General features: G+C 44.2%; 25 protein-coding genes. 17 read left to right on the top strand and 8 right to left on the bottom strand.

All coding sequences use genetic code 11. The features are described 5' to 3' along the window. Positions 1–90 precede the first annotated feature (90 nt). Positions 91–1,098, bottom strand: a complete 1,008-nt coding sequence (locus ACVBIO_RS07765; protein WP_447158902.1) for a WD40/YVTN/BNR-like repeat-containing protein — start codon at positions 1,096–1,098, stop codon at positions 91–93. Positions 1,099–1,340: 242 nt separating this feature from the next. Here ACVBIO_RS07765 and ACVBIO_RS07760 point away from each other — a divergent pair, with 242 nt between their 5' ends. Continuing rightward, positions 1,341–1,646 (top strand): hypothetical protein, encoded by a 306-nt coding sequence (locus ACVBIO_RS07760; RefSeq protein ID WP_447158903.1) that lies wholly within the window; start codon positions 1,341–1,343, stop codon positions 1,644–1,646. A gap of 47 nt (positions 1,647–1,693) precedes the next feature. Here ACVBIO_RS07760 and ACVBIO_RS07755 read toward each other — a convergent pair whose 3' ends face one another. Continuing rightward, positions 1,694–2,809, bottom strand: coding sequence for an aminotransferase class V-fold PLP-dependent enzyme (locus ACVBIO_RS07755; RefSeq protein WP_447163496.1), 1,116 nt, complete (start codon positions 2,807–2,809; stop codon positions 1,694–1,696). A gap of 1 nt (position 2,810) precedes the next feature. Beyond that, positions 2,811–3,986 carry a PrnB family protein gene (locus ACVBIO_RS07750; RefSeq protein WP_447172338.1) on the bottom strand — a complete coding sequence of 392 codons (1,176 nt, stop codon included), beginning with the start codon at positions 3,984–3,986 and terminating at the stop codon, positions 2,811–2,813. A 177-nt stretch (positions 3,987–4,163) separates the two neighbouring features. Between ACVBIO_RS07750 and ACVBIO_RS07745 the strand changes: the two genes are divergently transcribed. From ACVBIO_RS07745 to ACVBIO_RS07725, 5 genes are all read left to right on the top strand, one after another. Further along, on the top strand, positions 4,164–4,616 hold the full coding sequence (locus ACVBIO_RS07745) for an Lrp/AsnC family transcriptional regulator (RefSeq protein WP_447158906.1): 453 nt from the start codon (positions 4,164–4,166) through the stop codon (positions 4,614–4,616). Positions 4,617–4,703: 87 nt separating this feature from the next. Next, the gene (locus tag ACVBIO_RS07740) at positions 4,704–5,306 is read left to right on the top strand and encodes a TetR/AcrR family transcriptional regulator (RefSeq protein ID WP_447159132.1); all 603 of its coding nucleotides are present in this window, start codon (positions 4,704–4,706) and stop codon (positions 5,304–5,306) included. A gap of 165 nt (positions 5,307–5,471) precedes the next feature. Then, complete coding sequence (locus ACVBIO_RS07735; protein ID WP_447158907.1) at positions 5,472–6,629, top strand: iron-containing alcohol dehydrogenase; 1,158 nt, start codon at positions 5,472–5,474, stop codon at positions 6,627–6,629. A 110-nt stretch (positions 6,630–6,739) separates the two neighbouring features. Next, positions 6,740–7,417: a type 1 glutamine amidotransferase domain-containing protein gene (locus ACVBIO_RS07730; protein ID WP_447172337.1), complete on the top strand. Its 678-nt coding sequence runs from the start codon at positions 6,740–6,742 to the stop codon at positions 7,415–7,417. A gap of 123 nt (positions 7,418–7,540) precedes the next feature. Continuing rightward, on the top strand, positions 7,541–8,164 hold the full coding sequence (locus tag ACVBIO_RS07725) for a glutathione S-transferase family protein (RefSeq protein WP_447172336.1): 624 nt from the start codon (positions 7,541–7,543) through the stop codon (positions 8,162–8,164). 211 nt (positions 8,165–8,375) lie between these two features. Here ACVBIO_RS07725 and ACVBIO_RS07720 read toward each other — a convergent pair whose 3' ends face one another. After that, positions 8,376–9,053, bottom strand: a complete 678-nt coding sequence (locus tag ACVBIO_RS07720; protein WP_447172335.1) for an MliC family protein — start codon at positions 9,051–9,053, stop codon at positions 8,376–8,378. Between the two features lie 247 nt (positions 9,054–9,300). On the opposite strand from ACVBIO_RS07720, the gene ACVBIO_RS07715 reads away from it, so the two are divergent. The 3 genes from ACVBIO_RS07715 (at position 9,301) to glnG (ending at position 12,466) form a co-directional block, all read left to right on the top strand. Next, positions 9,301–9,849 (top strand): DUF4124 domain-containing protein, encoded by a 549-nt coding sequence (locus ACVBIO_RS07715; protein ID WP_447172334.1) that lies wholly within the window; start codon positions 9,301–9,303, stop codon positions 9,847–9,849. A gap of 149 nt (positions 9,850–9,998) precedes the next feature. After that, on the top strand, positions 9,999–11,039 hold the full coding sequence (gene glnL, locus ACVBIO_RS07710) for a nitrogen regulation protein NR(II) (RefSeq protein WP_447158912.1): 1,041 nt from the start codon (positions 9,999–10,001) through the stop codon (positions 11,037–11,039). A gap of 17 nt (positions 11,040–11,056) precedes the next feature. Next, entirely contained in the window at positions 11,057–12,466 is a 1,410-nt protein-coding gene (gene glnG / locus ACVBIO_RS07705; protein ID WP_447158913.1) for a nitrogen regulation protein NR(I), read from the top strand. Positions 12,467–12,620: 154 nt separating this feature from the next. Here glnG and fieF read toward each other — a convergent pair whose 3' ends face one another. Together fieF and ACVBIO_RS07695 are read right to left on the bottom strand one after the other, a co-directional pair. Next, positions 12,621–13,490, bottom strand: coding sequence for a cation efflux pump FieF (fieF, locus tag ACVBIO_RS07700; protein WP_447172333.1), 870 nt, complete (start codon positions 13,488–13,490; stop codon positions 12,621–12,623). Positions 13,491–13,671: 181 nt separating this feature from the next. Further along, positions 13,672–14,160, bottom strand: coding sequence for a Spy/CpxP family protein refolding chaperone (locus ACVBIO_RS07695; RefSeq protein ID WP_447158915.1), 489 nt, complete (start codon positions 14,158–14,160; stop codon positions 13,672–13,674). A 231-nt stretch (positions 14,161–14,391) separates the two neighbouring features. Between ACVBIO_RS07695 and ACVBIO_RS07690 the strand changes: the two genes are divergently transcribed. Continuing rightward, complete coding sequence (locus ACVBIO_RS07690) at positions 14,392–15,075, top strand: response regulator (protein WP_447158916.1); 684 nt, start codon at positions 14,392–14,394, stop codon at positions 15,073–15,075. Then, positions 15,076–16,449, top strand: a complete 1,374-nt coding sequence (locus ACVBIO_RS07685; protein WP_447172332.1) for an ATP-binding protein — start codon at positions 15,076–15,078, stop codon at positions 16,447–16,449. A 21-nt stretch (positions 16,450–16,470) separates the two neighbouring features. Here the strand turns inward: ACVBIO_RS07685 and ACVBIO_RS07680 are convergent, their stop codons facing one another. Beyond that, positions 16,471–17,505 (bottom strand): helix-turn-helix domain-containing protein, encoded by a 1,035-nt coding sequence (locus ACVBIO_RS07680; protein ID WP_447172331.1) that lies wholly within the window; start codon positions 17,503–17,505, stop codon positions 16,471–16,473. A gap of 24 nt (positions 17,506–17,529) precedes the next feature. After that, a complete protein-coding gene (locus ACVBIO_RS07675) occupies positions 17,530–19,218 on the bottom strand; it encodes an SLC13 family permease (protein WP_447172330.1) in 1,689 nt (562 codons plus the stop codon). A 317-nt stretch (positions 19,219–19,535) separates the two neighbouring features. Between ACVBIO_RS07675 and ACVBIO_RS07670 the strand changes: the two genes are divergently transcribed. The 6 genes from ACVBIO_RS07670 (at position 19,536) to ACVBIO_RS07645 (ending at position 25,289) form a co-directional block, all read left to right on the top strand. After that, positions 19,536–20,171, top strand: coding sequence for a hypothetical protein (locus ACVBIO_RS07670; RefSeq protein WP_447165301.1), 636 nt, complete (start codon positions 19,536–19,538; stop codon positions 20,169–20,171). A 14-nt stretch (positions 20,172–20,185) separates the two neighbouring features. After that, complete coding sequence (locus tag ACVBIO_RS07665; protein WP_447165300.1) at positions 20,186–20,656, top strand: CYTH domain-containing protein; 471 nt, start codon at positions 20,186–20,188, stop codon at positions 20,654–20,656. Positions 20,657–20,667: 11 nt separating this feature from the next. After that, a complete protein-coding gene (locus tag ACVBIO_RS07660; protein ID WP_447172329.1) occupies positions 20,668–21,981 on the top strand; it encodes a hypothetical protein in 1,314 nt (437 codons plus the stop codon). Between the two features lie 341 nt (positions 21,982–22,322). After that, on the top strand, positions 22,323–23,681 hold the full coding sequence (locus ACVBIO_RS07655; RefSeq protein ID WP_447172328.1) for an OprO/OprP family phosphate-selective porin: 1,359 nt from the start codon (positions 22,323–22,325) through the stop codon (positions 23,679–23,681). 14 nt (positions 23,682–23,695) lie between these two features. Next, entirely contained in the window at positions 23,696–24,520 is an 825-nt protein-coding gene (locus ACVBIO_RS07650) for a hypothetical protein (RefSeq protein ID WP_447172327.1), read from the top strand. 100 nt (positions 24,521–24,620) lie between these two features. Then, on the top strand, positions 24,621–25,289 hold the full coding sequence (locus tag ACVBIO_RS07645) for a DUF47 domain-containing protein (protein ID WP_447172326.1): 669 nt from the start codon (positions 24,621–24,623) through the stop codon (positions 25,287–25,289). Positions 25,290–25,297 lie beyond the last annotated feature (8 nt).

The raw sequence follows: 25,297 nt of genomic DNA, 5'->3' as shown, positions 1-25,297 counted from the left end.
GACCCGCTAACCACTCGTAAGTGATTAGTCTTTAAAGCCCTAAACAGTCATGTTTGGGGCTTTTTTATTTAGCAGGTAAATGACTAATCTTTAAAACTGATACACCGCAACACGGCCATTATGCCCTGCAGCAACTAGTGTATTGCCCTCGATAGCCAAAGTAAAAAATCCCTGAGACTCACCGTTAATCAGCAGTGGCTGCCAACTATAACCATGATCATGAGAAATATCGGTTGATAGCTTACCGGTGGCAATACAGGTTTCTTCGTAGCACACCATAGCGCTGCGCAAACCTGGGGTTGTGCCGGGGGCTTTATGCCACACATAGCCTTTTTTATACACCATATTGGCAGCATGCTTATCACGCTGCTGATAATCGCCTCCCAGTACAAATAGATCATCTAGATGATTAAATGCCAGCGCATAACCACCGGCAGTTTGAGTATCATCATAAAGTGCGATTGGATGCCGACGCCAATGCGTGCCTGAATCGGCGGTAAGGTAGACTGAGCTACTATATCCTCCGGTAGTAAACCAGGCGCGGCCTCTCTTGCCAACAACTAAGGTGTTACCGCTAGCGGCAAACGCGACCTCTTTATCAAGCATTTTGGGTAACCCACCTTTCGCCACTCGCTGCCAAGATTTTCCGCCATCGGTTGTACGCAAAATCACATAGCAACCACCAACCGGATCACCCAGCAATAAGCCGTTATTACGATCCCAAAAGGCGATTGAATTAAAAAAGCCGAGTTCATCTGGATTATCAAATATTAATTGCCAACTTAAACCCTGATTTTCGGTGATATACAGCTTAGATAAGCCCCCTTCACCCGCGCCCATAACAATGGCAGTGTTGGCATCGAATACTTCAATATCGCGAAAGTCAGTCAAAGGGTGATGTTTTACCGACACATCTAACCAGGTGTTACCTTGATCTTTGGAGATATAAACACGGTTATCTGTTCCCGTAACCCAAGCAACCCCATCAAGTATGGCGCTACCTCTCAAAGCGGCATTGGCCCCAAGCGTTTGCACATTCCAATCCATGGATGAGGTACTGAAGCAACATAAGCTAAGTAACAGTATGAATATCTTCATTTAATTCCCTTAAAAACGGCATCATAAATACTATCGGCCAATCATAGGTAATAGGCAAGCCTAAAGGTGGCAAGCATTTAGCCCATTATTGCTCGCTCACATAAACATCAGTTTATTAGCCTAAGCTAAATAAAGCATGATTAAACAACAAGTTAATAACAAGTATTGCTGGACACTGGCTACACGATAGCCTAAATTAAAAGTGTGACGAAGATCACCGTTTAAGTAATAAGGAACCTACTATGAGAAAAACAGCCACTCGAGTAACACTATTAAGTGCAGGACTACTACTTTCCACCACAAGCCTAGCCGCGATGAGCCCGATTGCAGAATGTAACGATTGCTCAAGCCAAGCAGCACTAAAAGCCGCAGAATCACAACAAAGCGACAGTGTTTTCGTGGTTGATTTTGTGAATCGCACCGCCAAAAAGTTTGTCACCGATGACCAAGGCAGCGCATTACTGACCAAGCTTTCAGTTGGTGAGCTAAGTCAGCTCAATCAAGAATTCAATTACCGCAAAGTACATTTAAGAGCGGTAAAACCATAAGTTAACAGTGACATGTCAGGCCTTAACATTAAGGCCTGTTTTTCTTTTTATACGCTTTTTATCACAGACAGAAGCCGCTCAATATCGGCCATATCATTATAAATATGCGGTGACACACGAATACCTTGGCTCCGCAGATCCACGCTCACATTCGCCTGTTGCAATGCTGCTAACACCTGTTGTTGCTTAGCGCCAAAATCTAAAATCAACGTACCACTGCGCTTTGCCTCAAGCCTTGGAGATACAAACTCCTGCTCAAACTGTTCTGCAACCACATCGATTAACCATTGGTTATGCTCACGAAGCTTATGAGAACCTATATTGGCAAAGTAACCTATGCTATGCGCCGCTATCGCATAGGGAGCAATCGAAGGTGTACCGCCCCAAAACTTAAGTGCGCTTTGGTGATAACGAAAATCGTGAATATCAAACTCAAACGGATTTTCATGGCTAAACCAGCCCACATCTTTTGGCTGGCAGTGCTCAATATGCATTGCGTTTATCCATAAATAAGCTGCGCCCGGACCACCACATAACCACTTAACACTTGAGCCGATTAAGAAGTCAGGCTGCAGAGCCTGTAAGTCTAACGGCACGATACCTGCCGATTGCGCCACATCGAGTAGGGTTAATACATTTTTAGATTTTGCAGCATTAACAATTTCTTCGACAGGGGCTTGCTGCCCCGTGTTGGAATACACATGGCTGACAAACACTAAATCGATATCGGCACTAATATGTGACTGCCAGACCTCGGCATCGGTAATATCTAAAGACTTAGGAATAAAGCGCAACTCACAGCCCTGTGGCAGGGCTTTTTTAAGCGCAAACCCCATACTTGGGAAGTCAATTTCACTCATCAGAACGACTGCATGCTGCTGATTAAGCCGCTCTAACGACATCACCAACTTAGTCAGCGCGCTAGAGAGATTAACCTGAGGACAAAACTCTTCGACGCGCGCATTAAACAACTTAGCCAGCCCCTGACTAAATTGTTCAATCACCTGCAACCAATCATGCCAGGGCTCTTTCCCCGATGTTTGCCAAGGCGCAAAAAACTGCTTTGAGAACGCTTGCTCGGCATCTTTCAATGGCCGACCCACCGAATGGTTAAGCAGGTAGCTCCCTGGCGCTAAACTAAAATCATCTTTAAAAGACTGCATATTACTCTGCCTCCAAACTCGCTTTTAGCGTGCAAATATCATCAAAACGAGTTCGGATATCACTACGTTTAGCAGCGGCTCTTCTATCGCGTAATTTTTCTAGCGAGTTAAGTAATACCGGTAATGGTGGGCCACTGGCGGTGACTTTTGACATATGTTGCTGCTGCATATTTTTTGAAGGCTGAGCAATATACTTAGATACCAGCTCATTATGATGCTGAATCGCCGTTTGCCCGTGTAATTCACATACCTCCAAAAACAACTGAAGATTTTGCTGGTACCATTGCTCGTGACGTAAATGACTCATGCCCAGTAACGCATCCATAAAGCTGGTTCGGCGCATACAGTCACGTAAAATGCGTTGATCTTCAGGCATCATGTATAAAAACTTATCCACCAGCATCTGCGAGTAACCCGGCTCGTTTGCAGCGCATAAGCCCAGCAGCATATCGATAACGTTGATCCCGGCAAAATCCCCCGCATTAGCGCCGCGATAAACTTGGCTACCTACACGATAAGGTTTGTAATAGGGTCTCACGCAATAGAAGAAGTCATCGGCATCAAGCTGCAAAAACAAGACTCGGTTTGATTCAATCACATCTTGTAAGGCTTGCTTAGCAACGTTCAGCAGATCAGAGGCAATGGGATGATCTATGCCTAACGGCTGAATTTTTAACAGTGCATCGGCGGCACGCTTATAAGCCAAAATGCCTTTGGTGTTATAATCAACAAACAGCTTCTCGGCAGCTAAATCAGTAAAGCGTTTATACACCCCCTGGTGTGCACGGTTATGGGTAGTAAGGTGCGCCGTGGCAAATCTTGGGGTCACACCAATAGAGGCGCCAATATGCATAGCAAGGGTAGACGCCTCTGTCAGTGGTGATACGGTTTCTCGTGAAGGCTCGGTAATTTCGTGCCTACGGCATGCCGCCATATACAGGCCAACATTACCAAGCAGATCAAAAGCATGATCAAAGCCTTCGTCAGTATTTCCCTCAGCCAGCAAACTGGCTATCAGCTGGTGCCCTTCAGATTCAAGTTGCAGCTTTAAGTGCTCGCCAACACCTTCAACATTAGCCCTGTCGCTCTGCTCAGCGTAAAGCGATTCAAGCTCACTATTGAGTTCAACAAAACGAGTGCGGATCCAATGATCGAATGCCTGAGTATTTTGCGTCATCTGTTAGTCCTTATTTTTTCGATGAGACTGTGCAGTAATCTATAGTCACTTAGCCTAGCAGGATCCCTATGGTGTAAATCGATAAACTGGCGCGAATAACTTCCATTTAAGGTCGAGATCCCCTATAAAATGGTTAATTGATACCGATTTTCACCACAAAAAATAAAAAGGCCTCCAATGGATAACAAGGACCGCAACATACTCGCCATATTACAACGTCAAGGCCGTATCGCGATTAGCGAGCTCGCTGCCAAATTAAATATGTCGGATACCCCCTGCCTTCGCCGCGTGAGAAAGCTAGAGCAAACGGGTGTGATTAGCGGTTATGCGGCGCAAATCGATCCTAAAGAAGTTGGGCTTAACGTAGTGGTGTATGCTTTTGTACGCCTCAAAGAAAATTCAGATCAACATGCAATTGTGTTCGAAGAAAGCATGGAAAATCTCGAGCAAGTCATGGAATGTTCAGTGGTCACCGGTGCCCACGATTACCTGCTAAAAATCGTTGCTAGCGACCTGCTCAGTTATGAAAGCTTCGTAAAAAAGTCGCTTGGCAGCTTAAGCTGTATCGCCGGGATCGAATCTACCGTCGTGTTAAAGCAAAACTTCTCGCGCAATACATTGCCGCTATAGCGGCATTCACGCCCCTAAAAATAACTGATAAAAAAAACACTAGACGACCGGTCTAATTGTGTTAGTCTGTTTACTATGAAAACAAGTATCAAAACAGATCCTCAGCAAACACGTCAGCATATTATCGACTCAGGATACAGCCTGATTTCGAGCAAAGGCTTTTCCAATGTCGGTCTATCGCAGATCTTAAAATTTGCCGATGTGCCTAAAGGTTCTTTTTACCACTACTTCAAATCCAAAGAGCAGTTCGGTGAAGAGGTGATTAACAGTTACTTTAAAACTTACTTAAGCAGTATCGACAGCCTATTTGCGCCAGAGAATGGCTCAGGCTTAGAGAGATTGATGAGCTACTGGTTACGCTGGCAAAGCACCCAAAGTGATGCCTGTATCGACCAAAAGTGCTTAGTGGTCAAACTCAGTGCCGAAGTCTCAGATCTATCAGAACCCATGCGCCTTGCCCTAGACAAGGGCTCATCAGCGGTTATTGCTCGCCTTGCGAGCTGTATTGAAGCTGGAATAGAAGATGGCTCTCTGACTGCAATGAATGCAGCCTATACCGCAGAAACCTTATACCAGATGTGGTTAGGTGCCAGTTTAAGAAATAAATTAACCCGTGATCCCAATGTCATCACACGCGTATTACAGATGACTCAAGCCCTGCTAGCTAATCCTGTTTCGGTATTGAAGTGATCTAAAGTGAAATGCTCTTCACTGAAATAATCAGCAAATTTATCTCCCCCGCCTATGCTTATACCTGTTGATGGCGGGCATTTTTTTAACCGTTTACTAGACGACTGGTCTACTAAATGTTAGGCCTTAGTATCATTCGACAATTAGTCGACTATAGGAAAGATTATGTACAGCTTCGATTACTACAACCCTACTCACATTAGTTTTGGTGAAGGAAAAATTGCTGAACTGGATAACTTAGTCCCACAAGATGCAAAGGTCTTAGTGTTGTTTGGCGGCAACAGCGCCAGAAGCACAGGTACTCTCGATGAAGTAAAGGCTGCGCTTAAGCAGCGTGAAGTTGTTGAATTTGGTGGTATCGAGGCAAATCCAACCTACGAAACATTGATGCAAGCGGTCGAAGTCGTAAAACAGCAAAATATCGACTTTCTCTTAGCAGTTGGTGGTGGCTCGGTTATCGATGGCACCAAGTTTGTGGCAGCTGCCGCGCTATTTGAAGGTGAGCCATGGGACATTCTTTTAAGCTGGGGCGCTAAGGTCACTCAAGCAATGCCATTCGGTACGGTTCTGACCTTGCCTGCCACGGGTTCTGAGATGAATAGCGCCAGCGTGGTTACCCGTAAAGAGTTCCAAGCTAAACTCTCTTTTATGAGCAATCACGTCTTTCCAAAATTTTCAGTATTAGACCCAAGCAAAACCTTCACATTACCAGAACGCCAAGTCGCTAACGGCGTTGTCGATGCTTTTATTCACATCACTGAGCAATACCTTAACTACCCTGTTAATGCGCCAGTGCAAGACAGATTCGCCGAAGGCTTGCTTCAAACCCTAATCGAATTAGGGCCAAAAGCCCTAAGCCAACCTCAAGACTTCGATGTACGTGCCAACCTGATGTGGGTGGCAACAATGGCACTGAGCGGCGTGATAGGTAAAGGCGTGCCACATGACTGGGCAACACACATGATTGGCCATGAAATTACCGCGCTTTACGGTGTTGACCATGCCCGTACTATCGCGATGATTTTACCGGGTATGCTCGATGTTCGCCGAGAAGCTAAGCAAGAGAAGTTACTGCAATATGCCGATCGCGTTTGGGGAATTAACCAAGGCTCGGTTGATGAAATCATCGATGCGGCGATAAGCAAGACCCGCGACTTTTTTGAAGCGATGGGCATTAATACTCGCCTATCAGACTACGATTTAGACAGTAGCAGTATCGATGAGATCATTAGCAAGCTTGAAGCCCACGGCATGACGGCTTTAGGTGAAAAACAAGATGTTGATCTGGCTATGAGCCGCAAGATTTTAGAACGTAACTTATAACTCTTAATAATTAAACAGATACAAACTTAACAGAGACCTCAGCTAACTGGCAGGCATCACGTAATAAGGATGCCGCTATTGGCAAACCAACAGATAAAAAGGACGACAAAATGAAGATATTGATGGTACTGACCTCACACGACAAACTTGGCGACACAGGCTTAAAAACAGGCTTCTGGCTCGAAGAATTTGCCAGTCCTTTTTATCGCTTTAAAGACAGTGGCTGTACTGTCACCTTAGCCTCACCTGCTGGCGGACAACCACCAATAGACCCTAGTAGCGAGCAGCCGGACTTTCAAACGGCAGCGACCGATAGATTCAATCAAGATGAACAGGCCAAGCAGCAACTGGTAACCACTAAAGTGTTAGCTGAGATAAACCAAGCTGATTACGACGCGGTTTTCTATCCAGGTGGCCATGGGCCATTATGGGATCTCACTAACGATGATCACTCTATCGCATTAATAGCCGCTTTCTACCAGGCAAAAAAGCCTGTAGGACTTGTGTGTCACGCACCGGGGGCACTTAAAAATGTGAAAAACCCCGATGGCACACCTTTAGTTGCAGGCAAGCAAGTGACAGGATTTACTAACGGTGAAGAGGCGGCAGTGCAGCTGACTGATATCGTGCCTTTCCTCGTGGAAGATATGATGCTGGCAAATGGCGCGCTGTATAGCAAAGGCGATGACTGGAGTAGCTACTTGGCGGTCGATGGCAACTTAATCACTGGCCAAAACCCAGCTTCTTCTGAAGTGGTGGCCGATGAGATCATCAAGCAACTGAAGTAACTCAAGTAGCTAACTTCTGACTACACTCTTGACTACATGAACTATGGCGCGATTAACTTCGCGCCAGATTCTATCTTTCGCACAGAACTTCTTAATAGCTCTTATTAATTGTAAGGACCGCCAATGATCACTCTGCATCATTTAAATAAGTCTCGCTCAAAACGTATCATCTGGTTACTTGAGGAACTTGGGGTAGATTATCAAATAAAAGCCTATCAACGAGATAGCCAAACTTTCCTAGCGCCGCCAGAACTCAAAGCCATTCATCCACTAGGCAAGTCACCTGTGATTGAGTATCAACAGCAAGTGATTGCAGAATCAGGCGCAATTACCCAATACCTTATCGATAACCATGCAGCAGGAACGCTCGCACCAGAAAAGGGCAGCCCTGATTATGTTGAGTATCTACAATGGCTTCACTTTGCAGAAAGTTCAGCAATACTGCCTTTACTACTGAGAATGTTTGTCGCCAAAGACGGCTGTCAAACCAACTTCTTAGAGGGCTACGCTGCCATTGAGTCTGAAAAAATTCTTAGCTACGTCAATCAATCGCTTGAAGGTAAGCGTTACCTTGTCGCCGACAAGCTTACTGGCGCGGATATCATGATGTCGTTTATCGTTGAGCTACTCGCGGCCAGTGGTGAAGTTGAAAAGTACCCGCATATTGCCACTTACGCTAAGCAGCTTGGTCAGCACGCCAATCACATTAAGGCTGGCGAGATTGAGCAGCAATACGATAAAAGCTAGCTGTTAGCTGTCAAAAGCTAAAAATGGATATTCAATAGAAAGGCAGCCAGAAGGCTGCTTTTACATAAGCTAATTATGATATTCAGTTCAACGATTCACTTTAGTGCGCCGTCGACTTACGTGACTAAGATTAACTTATGTCGACGGCACAGGCTTACTTAACTAGCACTAACTTACGTAACTGGTACTAGCTTATGTAGCTGGCACTAACTTACGGAACGGGTACTAACTTAGTAGCAGGCACTGACTTACGTAACTGGCACTGGTAACGTTCACCGAGGTACTGCACGCTGGCTTCGCCTTGATGCTCCCAAAATTCAAAGTTACGTCCCTGGTATTTCGCGCCGCTACCGCTACGCACATTGGTTGCTAACAGCTGTTGTTCACCCATTTTTTCACTCGAAAAGGTAAATACCGCAGTAACCGGATCGAGCTGGGTATAAAAAACCGCAGTGATCTGTGGATGATTATCACAATCAAAAACTACGGCTGCAGGCACCTCTAACAATCCACCTTGGATCTGTAATTCAATAATCCGGCTTTGATAATTTTGTAATACGCACTCACGCACATCCAGCCCTTTCCAACAATCATTACGACCTTTAATCCAGCCTCTTTGCATCGCCTTAGGCTGCTCTGCTGCGGGAATATTAACAACCGCCGCTTGATAAACCTGCGCCATTTTCTGATCTAACGCCGCTAACTCGGGATCATTGCAGATTAAAGTTTCAACTTGTCCCTGAGCCTTAGCGCAATCAAAAGCCGGAGCAACATGTTGATGGCCATCAACTGTAGCAGCACTGTCGACTGCCGCTATCGCTGGAGCTGTTTGAGTCGAATCACATGCAGCCAACAATAATAGGCTACTCACTAACATCGTTTTTTGCATCTGTTATCCTTATGTGTTGCCAGCAATAATCTAAGCTAATTGATAGTCATCTTACAGCTAAATTACTACTAATTTACTGCTAAAAACTGGCTATCAACAAGATGCCAATCAAGTGAAATGAGCTTATCACTCAAGACAGTCAACTTCTGCACGACCCCTCGCGGTATAAAATCACCACAAAGTTCATGATTTTTTATGTTAAAACAGCTAATCTTCGGTATCAAACCCTGTAACAAAGGATGTCACAATGCGTGCTGGCTTTATACTAATTATGCTACTGGTTACAACGCTTGCTCATGCGACGGTTTATAAGTGGGTCGATGAAAATGGTAACGTTCATTTCTCTGATGAACCGGTAAAAAATGCTGAAGTGGTCGAATTTAAAGAGAACACTCAAAACAGCCTTAAATTACCAGAAGTCTCCGTACTCCCCGGCACGACAAGCGATTCCGAAGCCGTTAAGCCTCTTTATAAAATGAGTATTGCCTCTCCAACTGAAGAAGAGTCTATCCGCAGCAATGATGGCGATATTACCATTATCACCAATATCACTCCGCAGCTCGCAGCAGCACATCAATTAGCGCTCTACATGGACGGCAATCAGATAGGCAGCAAGCAAACCATCGGCATATTTAAGCTGAAAAACATTAATCGTGGTGAACATACCTTTGCTGTTAAGGCTTTCGATCAGAACGGCAAAATAATTGCATCGACTTCTACCAGAACGATTTTTCTTCATCGGACGTCGATTTATGGGCCTGCTCGCTTAAAACCTCAGCCTAGAGATAATGGGTAAATACCTTTTAATATAAAAGCTTAGGATTATATTGATTTAGTCTACATTCCGATGAAGTCCAGTTGCAGGTTGCACCACTTTGGTGCACCATAGTGGTGCGATCAACTGAAATGCCCAAACAGGTGCATGTGCATAATTCGGAGTAGCTGATGGATACAAGTTTATTGCTCAACCATTTAGTAACGGCGGTAATCGTTACCAATGAAGAGCTTGAGTTACTCTACGTGAATGCGGCCGCCGAGCAGTTGCTCGGTGTGGGCAGTCACCGCCTTAGCGAACACCCCTTACCCGAACACTACCAATTACTCGGTGTCGATCCTCAAGTGCTAAAATTGGCAATTTTCGATGGTCAAGGCCTGAGTATTAATACTGTCTCTTTAGTCACCCTTGATGGTCAGCAACATACTGTCGATGTCACGCTCACGCCACTTGAGCAAGAACAGAACCTTGCTCTGATAGAATTTCGCCAAGTAGATCAACAGCGCCGCATCCATCAACAGTTGACTCAAGATGCTCAGCAGCAGGCTGCGCAATATTTAGTGCGTAACCTCGCCCATGAAATCAAGAACCCATTAGGCGGATTGCGTGGCGCTGCGCAGTTGCTATCACGTGAGCTAAAAGAGCCTGAGCTTAACGAGTTTACCGATCTTATTATTGAGCAAGCAGATAGACTACGTAACTTAGTCGACCGTTTGCTCGGCCCACAAAAGCCGACGCAGCATAGCCTGTTTAATATTCATCAAGTCATCCAAAAAGTCGTCAAGTTAGTCAATGTCACCCTACCTGATAACATTGAGCTCACCCAAGATTATGATCCCTCTATTCCTGATATTGAGATGGATCCGGACCAACTGCAGCAAGCTATTCTCAACATTGTGCAAAATGCGATTCAAGCCTTAGAGCCTATGGGTGGGCATATTCGCCTGAAAACCCGTACTCAACACCAGATCACCATAGGTACACAGCGCCATAAGCTAGTGCTGATGTTATCGGTCATCGACGACGGTCCAGGCATACAGCCCGAGCTAATGGACACGCTGTTTTACCCTATGGTCACTGGTCGTGAGCAAGGCTCAGGTTTAGGCCTATCTATTGCTCATAATTTTGCTCGCTTGCACGGTGGACGCATAGATTGCGACTCAACCGTAGGCCATACCGAATTTACCATTACCTTACCGATCAATAGTTAATAAGAGGAAAACACTCAATGGCTGAACAAGTTTGGATCCTCGACGACGATAGTTCGATACGCTGGGTATTAGAAAAAGCACTACAAAGCGCTAAATTTAGCTGCGCCAGCTTTGCCGCAGCCGAATCGCTGTGGCAAGCCTTAGAGATGGCGCAGCCTCAAGTGATTGTGTCAGATATCCGCATGCCCGGCACCGATGGCTTGACTCTGCTGGAGCGCCTACAAAATCATTACCCGCATATTCCTGTCATCATCATGACGGCACACTCCGATCTCGACAGCGCAGTGAGTGCCTATCAGGCAGGTGCATTTGAATACCTACCTAAACCTTTTGATATCGATGAAGCGATATCTTTAGTCGACCGTGCGCTCACCCACGCTAAAGAGCAAACATCGAGTATCATCGTTGAAGAGCCGCTAGTCGCCACACCAGAAATCATTGGTGAAGCCCCTGCGATGCAGGAAGTCTTTCGCGCCATTGGCCGCCTTTCTCGTTCTTCAATTAGCGTATTGATTAACGGCCAGTCGGGTACGGGTAAAGAGCTCGTTGCCAGCGCACTGCATAAACACAGCCCGCGTAAAGGTAAGCCGTTTATTGCCATCAATATGGCAGCCATCCCTAAAGACTTAATTGAATCAGAACTTTTTGGTCACGAGAAAGGCGCTTTTACTGGTGCAGGCAGTGTGCGACAAGGCCGTTTTGAACAGGCCAATGGCGGCACTCTCTTCTTAGATGAAATTGGTGATATGCCGCTCGATGTGCAAACTCGACTATTACGTGTGTTAGCCGATGGGCAGTTTTACCGTGTTGGCGGCCACTCACCGGTACAGGTAGACGTGCGTATTATCGCAGCGACTCACCAAAACCTTGAACAGCTGGTGCAGCAAGGGGATTTTCGTGAAGACCTGTTTCATCGCTTAAATGTCATTCGTGTGCACCTGCCGCCACTGTCTCAGCGTAGAGAAGATATCCCACAACTTGCGCGTCATTTCTTGATGATTGCCGCCAAAGAGATTGCCGTTGAGCCAAAAATGCTAACCAAAGAGACCGCGACTAAACTGTCGCAGCTTCCTTGGCCCGGTAACGTACGTCAGCTTGAAAACACCTGTCGCTGGTTAACCGTCATGGCCTCGGGACAAGAGATCTTACCTCTAGATCTACCACCTGAGCTATTGCAAGAGCCTAAGCTCAATAGTACACCAAGCAGCGATAGTGATGACTGGCAAGGCGCATTGAAGCTGTTTATCGATCAACGTCTCAGCGACGGCGACAGCGACTTGCTAACCGAAGTGCAGCCCGCATTCGAGCGGATATTACTGGAAACTGCGCTTAAACATACTAATGGCCATAAGCAAGAAGCGGCCAAACGTTTAGGCTGGGGTCGCAACACCTTGACCCGAAAACTGAAAGAGCTAGAGATGGATTAACGAGATCTTCAATGCTTGTAGTAAAGCTTAACTTTCATTTGTTTTATTTCAGGCAAAGCCTCATTGATGATAACCACCTACTGCAGTAGTTGGTTTAGGGCTGAAAACAAAAAGGAGAGCCACAGGCTCTCCTTTTTTGCTTATACGCTAACGGCTACACCGGATCTTGGTGAATAATCACCTCTGACTCCACAAACTCTTTGCGCACCCGCTCGGAGGTTTCTACCGCAATTTTATGTGCCTGATGCAAGCTCAACGTCCCGTCGAGTTCGAGATGAAACTGAATAAACATGGTCTTACCCGACTCGCGGGTGCGTAAATCATGGATCCCTTTGACTTGAGGATCTTGCTTAGCTAAATGCGTAATTCTCTCCCGAGTCTCATCATCAAGTTCTCTATCTAACAAAGACTGCACCGAACGATAAGCCAGCCCCACGGCTTGCTGACCAATAAACAACGCAATTAATACCGCAAATAAACCATCAGCCCACCACCAGCCATATTGAGATAAAACCAGTGCCAGTAATACCGCCGCGTTTAAGAATAGATCCGACTTATAATGCAGCGCATCGGCTTCAACAACAGTGCTTGAGGTCGCAGCTAAGGCTCTTTTCTGCAGTATAACCAATGCCAGTGTCAGCAAAATTGCGATAACAGAAACAATCACCCCCAACGTGGCGTGCTGCACCTCTACCGGATTAATCAGGCGTTCGCTGCCGTGCAACATCAGAAAGAAAGCAGAACCTAAAATAAAGGCTGATTGCGCTAACGAGGCTAACGGCTCAGCTTTACCATGCCCATAGCGATGATCTTGATCCGCAGGCACGATAGCGTAGCGGATTGCAATAAAGTTAACGATTGATGCAAGCGCGTCAGCAAAGGAGTCGGTCAATGAAGCCAGCATACTGGCGGAACCAGAATACATCCATGCTGCAAGTTTGATGGTAATAAGGGTTAACGCTGTCGCAACCGCTGCGCGGCTGGCCAGCTTAACCCAGAAATCATATTGGGAAGTGTCATTCATAAAATCTGTTTACTAATATAGTAAGGGAAACACAGACCTTAAGTTTATAACAAACCTGAGGGAAAAACTGATGTTTCCCCTCAAGTTAATAGCAATCGACCTAATAGAGAAAAACAATTAACCTCTATTACACCCAAGTGGCTTGGGTAGCTGGTGCAATCGTGTTCAAAGCATAAGCTAATTATCTTTTATGATGCTTAGCAAAACGCTGTTTGAATTTTTCTTGCTGCTCAGGTGTTAGCAACTGATACGCTTGGTTTTGCAACTTCAGCATATTAACGGCCTTTTGCTGACGCGCTTCTTGTTTAGCGGCTAATGCCTGCTTCACTTCAGCTTCGTTAAAGTTAGCTGCAGTAATAAAACCTAACATCTGCTGTTTTTGTGCCGCGCGCGCTTCTTTAGAAGGACGATTTTGTTTCATCTCGTCACGATGCGCACTAAATAGCGCTTTCATCTCAGTCTTCTGCTCATCGGTTAAGTCTAAACCGCGAAACATCTTGCGCAGGTCATGATGGCCGCCACGCTCGCTTTGCATCTGGTGATGGCCATTTTTTCCATGCCCATCACGTGAGCCATCTTGGTCATCGGCAGCATTTACACCAGCGGTTAATAATGCGGTGCTGGCCACTATGGCAAGCAAACCTGCTTTAAACGTATTCTTTTTCATCATGGTAGCCTCATTTGAATTTGCTCAGCACTGCTAAGCTTGATTTGACGCTTATCAGTTTAGTCTACTCAATGTAAGCTTGGGTTTGTACAGCGTAAAGCTCTGTAAAGCTGTTTAAATGAGGCTCGATAATGCCAAGGACCTCTGTTCTTTACGTTGAATTACACTCCTAAACTGCAATTGACATCAAACAGGGTATACTCGCCACAGTAAGAGTACATTAGAAGGTTAAATATGAGCCGTATATTATTGATAGATGATGACTTAGGTCTATCTGAATTGCTTGCACAACTGCTAGAACTTGAAGGCTTTGAACTGACACTGGCCCACGATGGGCAGTCAGGGTTAGATCTGGCCATAGAGCAGCAGTTCGACCTTATTTTACTCGATGTAATGCTACCTAAACTCAATGGGTTTGAAGTCTTGCGCGCGCTGCGCAGCAAGAAACAAACACCGGTACTGATGCTAACCGCCCGAGGTGATGAAATCGACCGTGTAGTGGGTTTAGAGATCGGTGCCGATGATTACCTGCCGAAGCCATTTAACGACCGTGAACTGGTTGCACGTATTCGTGCCATTATCCGTCGTACCCATATTCAATCAAACGAAGCAACGCAGACAACACATCAGTACGGCGATATTAATTTAGATCCCGCACGCCAAGAGGTGCACTGCCAAGATCAGCTCATCATTCTCACCGGCACTGAATTTAGCTTACTGTTTGAATTGGTTAAGCATGCCGGTGAACTGGCCAGCAAAGAAGTCTTAAGCGAAAAAGTGCTCGGTAAAAAACTGATGCCTTTTGACCGCAGTTTAGACATGCACCTTTCTAACTTACGCAAGAAGATGCCTGAACGAGACGACGGCCGCCCACGTGTGAAAACGATTCGTGGTAAAGGCTATATCTGGTTACCTTAAATGCAGCTGAGAAAAACCCCCAATAATATATTCGTTAAATTACTACTGGGCTTTTGGCTCTGTAGCTCACTGATCATCGCGCTCATTGGGCTGCTGCCTTTATTGCAGCAAAACCATGATCAATCAGCACTGCCACCTCCGCTTGAACGTATGCTTGAAAAAAGTGCCGAGCGTATTAGTGCAAATCCGCAGGTTCTGGGCACTGAAAAGCTCAAACATTTAAGCCGCTTTAAAGAATTTAAAGGCCGGCCGGCCCGCATCTATTTAGTCGATGAGTACGGCAAGGTACTCAATACCCATAAACAATCTCGAGCTTTAAGACGCTTTATGCTGATGGCCGATGAAGCTGGCCATCCGATTAAACACCAATTTAAAGACGAGCTGATTTTCGGCCCCTATAACTTTGACGTTGAGGGCAAGCCTTTCAGCCTATATGGCCGTTTACCAGAACATCATCCACGGCCCTGGTTCTTCTTCTTTATCGATAATAAAATCTTAACCCTTAGCATCGCGATTTTACTATCAGGGTTATTATGTGGCTTATTTGCCTGGCATTTAGGTAAGCCATTACGCTCACTCAAACGCAGTGCTGATGCACTTGCCGGAGGCGATTTAAGTCACCGGGTCGATATGGCAACAGCCCAGCGAAACGATGAAATTGGCCAGCTTGCTCAAGCCTTTAATGGTATGGCCGACTCGGTTGAAAATATGGTTAAGAGCCAACAAAGATTGATCAGCGATATCTCTCATGAGCTGCGCACACCACTGACAAGGCTAAAATTGTCTTTAGCGCTAAGCCGTAAAAAAGGCCAAGAAACCGCTGAAACCGAGCGGATTGAGTATGAAGCAGATCAACTTGAGCAGATGATTGCCGAGCTGTTAGAGCTGTCTAGAGTCAAGCTTAACGCTAACGAAAACAAGCGCAGCCTTGAGCTTGCTGAAATCTTAAGCCAGGTATTAGACGATGCCGATTTCGAAGCTCAACAGCAAAAAAAGCAGCTGCATATCGACATAGATGAATCAATTACGCTGCCGCTTTACCCTCGGCCTTTATGCCGAGCGGTTGAGAACTTACTGCGTAACGCCATCCGCTATGCCAACACGCAAGTCTCGATTCAAGCATTTGCCAGTGGCAGCAGCATACAAATTGAGATTATCGATGATGGCCCAGGCATTAGCGACGAAGCTGACTTAGAAGCGATTTTCGAGCCTTTCTATCGCCCACAGTCTGCGCGCGATAGAGAGTCCGGCGGCTGGGGCTTAGGGCTGGCGATTGCTAAAGCCGCCATTCAAGCCCATCAAGGTAAGATAAAGGCAGACAACCATCAAGCTCACGGATTGAAAATAAGTATCAGCTTGCCTTTTTCAAGTTGAAGTGAATATTGCTTGAGTGAGTTAATTATTTGCCGTTTGATGCCCATCAATTAAATGGCGGCTCAAACGCAATACTTCAGCAGCAGTTTTCCCCAAAGTATAACGCCCAGATAAAGGCTGCTGTTGATTATAATTCGATAACCAACGACTAAACTCCCCATTGAGATCAGTCAAAGATGTCACGTTATGACTTTTTAAATAAGGCTCAAAAAACTCGTTGTAAGAAAAGGTTTGAAACCTTGCCGCTAGACCATTTACCACCGGACCATTATAGGCACGCATCTGGATATGATTAATCCTATTCTCAATCAGCGCTAGACTAAACTCAGGACTTTTTCTCTCCGAGAACTCACTACCTCTATCGGTCAAGATACTATTAATTTCAATGTTGTTGTCGCGATACCAAGGCAAAACAAACTCTTTTAGAAAGGTAACAACTGCCGCGGAGTTATTATCTTCCATCACAACGGAGATAGCGTATTGGCTATAACCATCAACGAAACTGTGCAGATATAACTGGCCTAGAGGCGTAATTACACCTAAATCATAAGTATCCTGCACACAGATATCTCCTGGATAGAGGCACTCAAAATTCGGGTCGTTGGGGTCTAATTTATAGATCTGCTCTATATGTTGTTGCTCTCTTGGTTTTAAAAACTGCTCTTGCTTGAGCTTAGTATGTAAGGCTAATAGGCGGTTATTCTTAGTCTCTAAGTTATGTCTCAACCAGATTGTTCGTACGCCACTCGCTGAAATACAGCAAGCTCTAGCTGTAAGTAACTCAGCCACTTTAGCTTGACCATAATTAGGATAATCTAGTGCAATCTCAATCACCTGCTCTTCAACTTCTTGAGACACTCGATTTTTAATGGCAGGCTTCTTACGTGAAAGGTTCTTTAGCCCTCTTTCACCAACAGCTTCATACTGCTTTTTAAAGCGATAATAACTGTCTCTGCTATAGCCCATAATTTCGCAAGCTTTACTTATACTACCCAGCTCTGTCGCTAACTGAAGTAAGGCTAACTTGCTACGGATTTCGTTATTTTTTGTGCTCATAGCTTATCTCATTACGCAGAAACTCTAACCAAACACACCATTAGGCGTATACCCTAAAAATCTAAACCAAGTCTCTCCCATCAAAATACTCACAGCCCAGCCAATTAATAACATGGTAAAACCAAATTTAAATGTATCACTTAAACTGTATTGATCGGTCGAATATAACAACAAAGCTGGCTTGCTGTTAAAAGGCAATACGTACACATGCTCAATCAATAATGCTACTGGCAGCGCCAAACTCATAATCGAAAAATCAAAGCGCTGTGCAATACCAATGGCTATCGGTACAAATAGCATGGTTCGCATCGTTTTTGACTGGAATACCAATGAGCTAAATAGCATGGCTCCTGTCAGCAATATATAAAACACACCAAAGGGTGTTCTTTCATCCAAACCAAAATATTCAAGACTGAAATTAACCGCTAAATTGGGCAAATCGGTTTGCTTGAACCCTGCACCTAAAGTGTAAGCGCCTGCCGAGAATAGTAACAGGTGCCAAGGCACATCCACTTGGTTCCAGTTAACCACACCCAGTCTTGGCATTAAGGCTACAATGGCCCCAATAAAGGCAATGGCGGTTGCACTAATACCATGGTACTTATCGGTCGCCCAGAATATTAAGATGGTCACAAAAATCACAAGAGACTTCACTTCTCTAAAAGAAACGGGTCCCATTTTGGCTAATTCACCTTTTAACCGTTCCATACCACCATCAATTTGCGGTAACCGCTCTTCTGGAGCTAGAGGGAAAAAGATTTTAGTCGCAATTAACCAGCCGATGACAATCATACAAACCACAATCGGCAAGGCCACAATCATCCAATCAGCAAAAAAGAAGCTTCCTCCTATTGCCCCCGCAATTAAACTTGCAGCAAGTAAATTAGCACCCGATCCTGTAACAAAGGCGCCAGCACAAAGGTTGATCTGCAACAGATTTTGCAGCACTAAATTTCGACCAAAATTATTCTTATTATTACCGCCTCTTGCGCCATATACCGCAGCGATCACCATAAATATCGGCATCAAAATCGCGGCTTTTGCCGTTGTCGCTGAGATAAATGCCGACAGGGCGAGGTTTATCACCATAAAACTATAAAAAATGGGAGTGGCACTGGTACCAAAACGACAAATAAACCAAAGTGCAAAACGCTTAGCGGCGCCGGAAGAGACCAACATAGACGCCAGAATGAAGGATAAAATATTGAGCCACATAATAGGATGGCCTAACTGAGCATAAGCCACTTTTTCAGGCAATACTCCGGTAAGCACCATGGCAATAATCACCATCAAAGAGGTTAAGTAATTAGGGATAGGTTCGGTAATCCACAAGATCACTGCTGTGCAAAAAATGGCAAACATCGCCTGCCCATGCCAACTAAATAGTACAGCCCCGACTTCTTGAAAATGTTCAGCAGCAGTTTTACTTAAGGTACTTGGATCAAAGTTAACCAAAAATGATGCCGGCTCACTCAGCAGCATATAACTAAATACGGCGAGTGCAATCCAGCTTCCCCCCTTAGCAAGCCACAGCTCAAACACGCTTTTACTTCTTATCGGCAGTGTTTCCATTCGATATTGATTCATATCGAGTGGATCGGCACTCTTTAGGCTTTCCTCGTTTGTCTCTACACCATCATTTACAGAGACTTCGCTCTTTAGTCCCCCTGACATCTGTAGTGATTCTATTGTATTAACATTTCCTTGAGTCATCTTAACTGTGCCCTTCATTAGGTAGTCGTTACATAGACATTACTCGTAAACGCCTTTACAAAACAGGATCCAGATCAACACACAAGCAACTTAGTTTTTATCAAAATAAATCGCATTAAAGGTAAAAAGCAAACGCCACCGCAACAAACAACTAAAAATCAACGATTTACGCGCACAGTAAATCGCGGTTAAAATAAATAACGTAAGATCAGGTTGTAACTTATTTAACAAAAATTGATCTTGATCGGTTTTTTTATTTTTAAAATGCGTACTGTAAATAGCATACCAACCCCCAAAAACTTATCGAGGATCGTTTTATGTCAGAACTAAAAATTGGTGAAGTTTCAAAGCCACGTTTCGAATTCCGAACTTTTGGTCAGGACTTCACCGAAGCTTCAACACGTATGGCGCGTCTATCTGTTCCTGTTCCAGAAAAGGTTTGGCATAGACAAAGTGATGAAATTTATATCATGTCTCGTACCAATGATCTCAATAACACCAAAATTCGCGACGGCAAAATGGACGTAAAGTCTTACGTACAAACAGTGGATGGCTTAGAGCAATGGGATCCCAAGTTAAAAGCAGAGTTCCCTATCAGCGCAGCTCAACTTCTAGAAGAGATCTTTCCCGCATTTATGGTTGAACAACCAGCGCTAAACAAAGAGCAATATAGCTTTGAAGAATTTCTCGACCTCATCAATGACCACCCAGATCTACAAGCAGTGAAGATCCACAAAGAACGCTATGGCTATATGGTGAACGACACCATTTGTGAAGTCGCAAACGTGCTAGTTAACGGGGCGCGAATCGTCAGTGTTAATAGTGAGTCAACCGAGCTTGAAGATATTCAGCGAACTATCAAAGATCTCAAGTTAGAAGGTGTTGAAAACATCAATTATCTGCAAGCCATTAAGCGTGTCATCGGCATGAAAAACTTACCATTAGCAAACTAATTAGGGACTTAATCATGGCACAAGAAATCGAACGTAAATATCTAGTCAACAGCGATGAGTTCAAGCAGCAAACAGCCCGCTCGGTAAGAATTACTCAAGGTTACTTGAGCAGCGTTCCGGAAAGAACGGTAAGAGTACGCGTCAAAGGAGACAAAGGGTTTTTAACCATTAAAGGTATAGGCAACGAATCGGGAGCCTCTCGATATGAGTGGGAAAATGAAATCCCGTTACAGGAAGCTAAAGAGCTACTAGAAATCTGTGAGCCTGGCGTGATTGATAAAACTCGTTACCTAGTCGAGCATGGCAATCATATCTTCGAAGTTGATGAGTTTTATCAGAGCAACCAAGGACTTACTGTAGCAGAAGTCGAGCTGACTGAAGAATCTGAAACCGTTAATAAGCCAAGCTGGCTAGGTGAAGAGGTTACAGGAGATCCCCGTTATTATAATTCAATGCTCATGAAGCAGCCTTATACCACTTGGTAACAGGTAGTCATATGCTGTCGCTATCGATCGTAGACCAATACCACTTAAAGATAAAAGTGGAAATTGACGCCCAAATAAAAAGTGCCAAGGTACAAGTTCATTACTTTTACCCAGCTCCTTTAAGCGATCATAGCGACATATTTTCTCCCACTTTTTTTTACCAAAACCTACTGCAGAAACAATCCCTAGTTCGAGTAGAATCCGTCAGCATTGAAATCATTAAAAACGACCTCTTACTGTTGCGACAATATGCTTATGCCAAGGCACAAGATAACGCTAAAAAATATGTTACTGCACTGTCTAATTTTGTGACTGGAATAAATCAAATACTGCTTACTGCTGAGCCCCAGCAACTCACAGTAGTGGCTGAGCTAATCGAGTCATTTCAAGGTATTCATGACAAAGAAAGTCAGCTAACTCACCATAAATTATATCTACTTGCTAACCATCAATTAGTTTATTACTTCAACCAAGCTTTATTAAAGAGTAAATCTCAGAAGCCAAAGCCTGAACAAGTCAATATCGACCCATTGCTCGCCAAGATTAAACAGTATGCTGACATCCACAATTTAAAGCTAACCAGTCGTAGTGATGATGATAGAGAAAAGCTACTACGCCGCTTACATATGGGGCGACGCATCATTAATACTCCTTACAAAGTGAAACGAAAAAAGCTCCAAGATGGAGCGGTTGCCGAACAGCTTATTTTTGGCCTCGCCGCAGCGTTAGCCATGGCATTTGCCACTGGCATTGCCTTTGCGACCCAAAAAGCATTCGGCAATTTTTCAACCCCCTTTTTTATCTCGTTAGTACTCTCTTATATCTTTAAAGACCGCATTAAGGAGCTAGGGCGTAACTATTTAATGGAAAAGTTTTTCTCCCACTTTTTCCAACATCACTATCGCTTTCATGCCAATGATGGCACCCGAATTATTGACATCAAAGAAACCTATTACCGGCAACAACAGCAACAGCTGAGTGATTCGATTGTCACTATTCTCAAGCGTGTTAATCATTCAGAAAGAGATCGACTGGATGTTGCCTTTGTTCATCAGCGAAGTTACCTCTCCCCAACAACAAATAATGAACAAAAAAAGTTTTTAGATGAACTGACAGTCAACCTAAGTAAATCCTTACGCCTTCTACCTAAAGTTATTAGTCCACACTGGTATGAGAGTGAGTCTCAAATCAAGCAAACAAAAGTCCATAAAGTACACACCATACATCTGGTGATAGCGCTGCAGCATAACGGTGAAGTGCACCACTACCACTATAAACTTTACGTGAGTCGTAAAGGAATTCATAAGATTGAAAATAAACAGTAAAAGCAGCGCCTTACGCTGGGACCAAAAGTAGGGGCAGTGCATAAGTAATTAGCTTTCTGCCCTTGACCTATCAAGCTTTAGCGGGATAAAAATGGATCAGCTTTGGCTAGATTTATCACATATTTCACGCCAAGCAAAACGCAACATAAACCCAACATACACACAAAAACAGATCAACATCAACAAAACGACAATTCAAAACGATTTGTACGATTTAGTTGCAATTAGTTGACATTGATCATGTTTTTATTCACATACAAGGCATACCCTTAACACATCGAAATTTTATAAATGTTAAACACCAAGCGAATACAATAAGAAGTTACAGAAGGAAGAGTATTATGAACAATAACAAGATGTTTCCAAGCTCACCTATTGCGCTAGCAATTTCCGCATCGATCTTATGTTTTTCATCTGCTGTTATGGCATCTGAAACAGATAAAGTGATGGAACTTGAAGAGCGACTAAACGCACTTGAAATGGAGTTAATTGAAGCAAAAGATGCTGCAAATCAAGTTGACCGCGTAAAGTTCTCTAAAGATTCTCCAAGCCCTGAACTTATCTCAAAAGATGGCCGTTCAACCATGGAGTTTAAAGCACGTATTCAAGCCGACTACGTAAAAGCTGATGGCTTATATGATACTGATGGTGAGTATAATGATAAGTTCACCGATGCCAGCATTCGTCGTTTACGCTTTGGTATTGAAGGCTATTTCTCTAATGTTTGGGAATATGAGCTAGAGTTCGACTTTGACGGACTCACCGAAGTTGAAGTAAAAGATGCAAACGTGGTCTATAAGGGGTGGGACGATTCAAGTCTTAAGCTTGGTTTTCAAAAGTATGCATTCGGTATGGAAGCCACAGGTAGTTCAGCCCACCTCGCCTTCTTAGAACGTGCCGCGACTGATGTATTTGCACCAGACCGTGCACTTGGTGTTCAGTGGCGCTATGTCGGCAACAATTATAATTTACATGTAGGCTACGGTATCACTACTGAAAATGAGTTTTTCTCTACCGATGATCAAAGCCATGCAGAGATGAATGTCTTCAATGCACGTTTTACAATGGCGCCGATTGACCGTAATGGTCACCTACTTCACATTGGTGCAAGTGGGCTCTACATTGACTTAAATGATGATGCAGAAAAAGCATTACGCTACCGTGCACGCCCTAATACCAAGCCATCAGAACGTATCATTAATACTGGTAAAATCAAGTCTCAATCAGGTACTCACTACGGTGCCGAGCTCGCTTATCAGTTCCGCAACTTCCTATTCCAGTCTGAATATGTAGGTGCATCAGTTGACCAAACTGCAGATCCAAAAGCCAATGTCGATGCTTACTATGCTCAAGCCGTTTACACCATTACCGGTGAACAGTGGCGCTACAGTGGCAAAAAAGGCACCTTTAAAGGCGTGCAGCCTTCAAATCCTATCTCTGCAGGCGGCTGGGGGGCTTGGGAAGTCGCAGCTCGATATGACTACGCTAACTTTGATGATGTTAAAGCAGGTATCGAAGGCGGTAAAAAAACAGATTACGTTATTGGATTGAACTGGTATTTAGAAGATAACCTAAAGGCACAGTTGAACTATGTTTACACTCAGGCCGACTACGTAGCGCCATATACTGATATCGACGGGGTAGAGAAGTACGACCAAGACGCCAATATTATCCAAGCTCGCCTACAGTTTGCATTTTAAAGGGAGAAACAGTAATGAGAAATAATTTACTACTGATTGGTGCTATTAACTTATGCCTTAGCGGCAGTGCCTATGCCTTATCACCGGATGCATTTGATCAGCTGGAGTACCACGTTAATACTGGTGTCGGTAAAACCTTACCTTATGCCGCCAATAAGCAAACAGAAGCATTTAAAAAAGCCTTTAATTTTGTTGATTTAGAAGATGATATCTCGGTTAAGTTAGTGACTTACATCGATACGGCCGACCGAGCCTTTAAAGCTGACAATATACAGATCCGAGTCAGAGAGCACGTAACTAAGCCTCGTAAAAGCAAGATTACAGTCAAGTTAAGAGCGCCAAATCCAGAGGCGTTCGGTGATCTGAGTCATTACAAGAAAGCTGAAGTCGACTTTACCAAAGACAAGTCCGCTTATAGCGTTAGTTATGATATTCCTTACTCTCCAGCTGATATTGATGTCAAAAATATCGACATGGAAGCCGTGTTTAAGGTGCTAAAGAGAAACGCTACGGCATGGGAAATAGTTGAACCCATCTATCAAAACCATAAACAGCAATTAAAGCAGACTTTGGTGATGAGAACTCACGGCTGGGAAGGCAACTTAAAAGATCCTCGCTTTGATAATTTGGAAATAGATTTCCAATTGTGGACGCCTTATTACCGCAACCCAAGAGTCACTTTCACTGAGTTTTCATTTAAGGGTCACTCCAGTGATAAAACACACCTTGAAGAAGCGTATAACTTCCTCTCTGAAGAGGTAAAGAAAGTTAACTTGCCAAGCGATAATCAAGGCTCCAAGACAACAGCAACATTTAAGATGTCAAAAGGATTTAACTAAACCTTAAATCAGGCCTGGCACTACTAAACCGCTCCCTTAGTGGTATCAGGCCTCCCCTCGTGTCACCTAAAATGCCCTCAAATAAGAATAAGGAGATACCATGTTTGGTTTTTCTCGGCTCACTACGCTTCTTTCCAAGAGCGAATCAACAGAAACTAAAGTTTATCTCTTCTTCGAGCAGGTAACCTTGTCACATCATAAATCCATTCAGATGTGGAAAAACTACTTAACCTATGGCCCTAAAAGCACAGAGTTTGAAACGACATTAGCAGAACTTCAAAGTATCGAGCATCGTGCCGACCTGCTAAAAAGAGAGATCGAGCAAACCCTGTATCGTAAAACCCTGATCCCAGACTTACGCTCTGATGTTGCCTCACTCATTGACTTAACCGACCGCCTAATCAACAAACAAGAAACCATTGGCTTACACTTAAAAATTGAGCAGCCCTATATTCCTCTGGAAATACAAGAAGAGCTACTTAATTTCCTCTCGATTGTTGGCGAAACCATAGACCACACGCTTCTGTGCGCTAAAAGCTTTTTTACCGATCTACAACGAGTGCAGGAGTACCACACCAAGGTCATTGCTTTCGAAAGTGAAGCCGATCGTTTGTGTACCCGAACCAAAGTACTGCTATTTGATACAGACCAGCCTTTAGTCAACAAGATACAGCTACGTTATTTCTGTGACCGAATCGATCAAGTCGCTAATTTGGCTGAAGATATCAGTGACCGCATCGCGATCTACACCCTTAAACGCGTGCAATAGGAGTTAAA

This window comes from Shewanella sp. 0m-8, from assembly GCF_052977265.1.
Note: the sequence above shows the minus strand (reverse complement) of the source record. Positions and strands in the feature narration are given on the sequence as shown.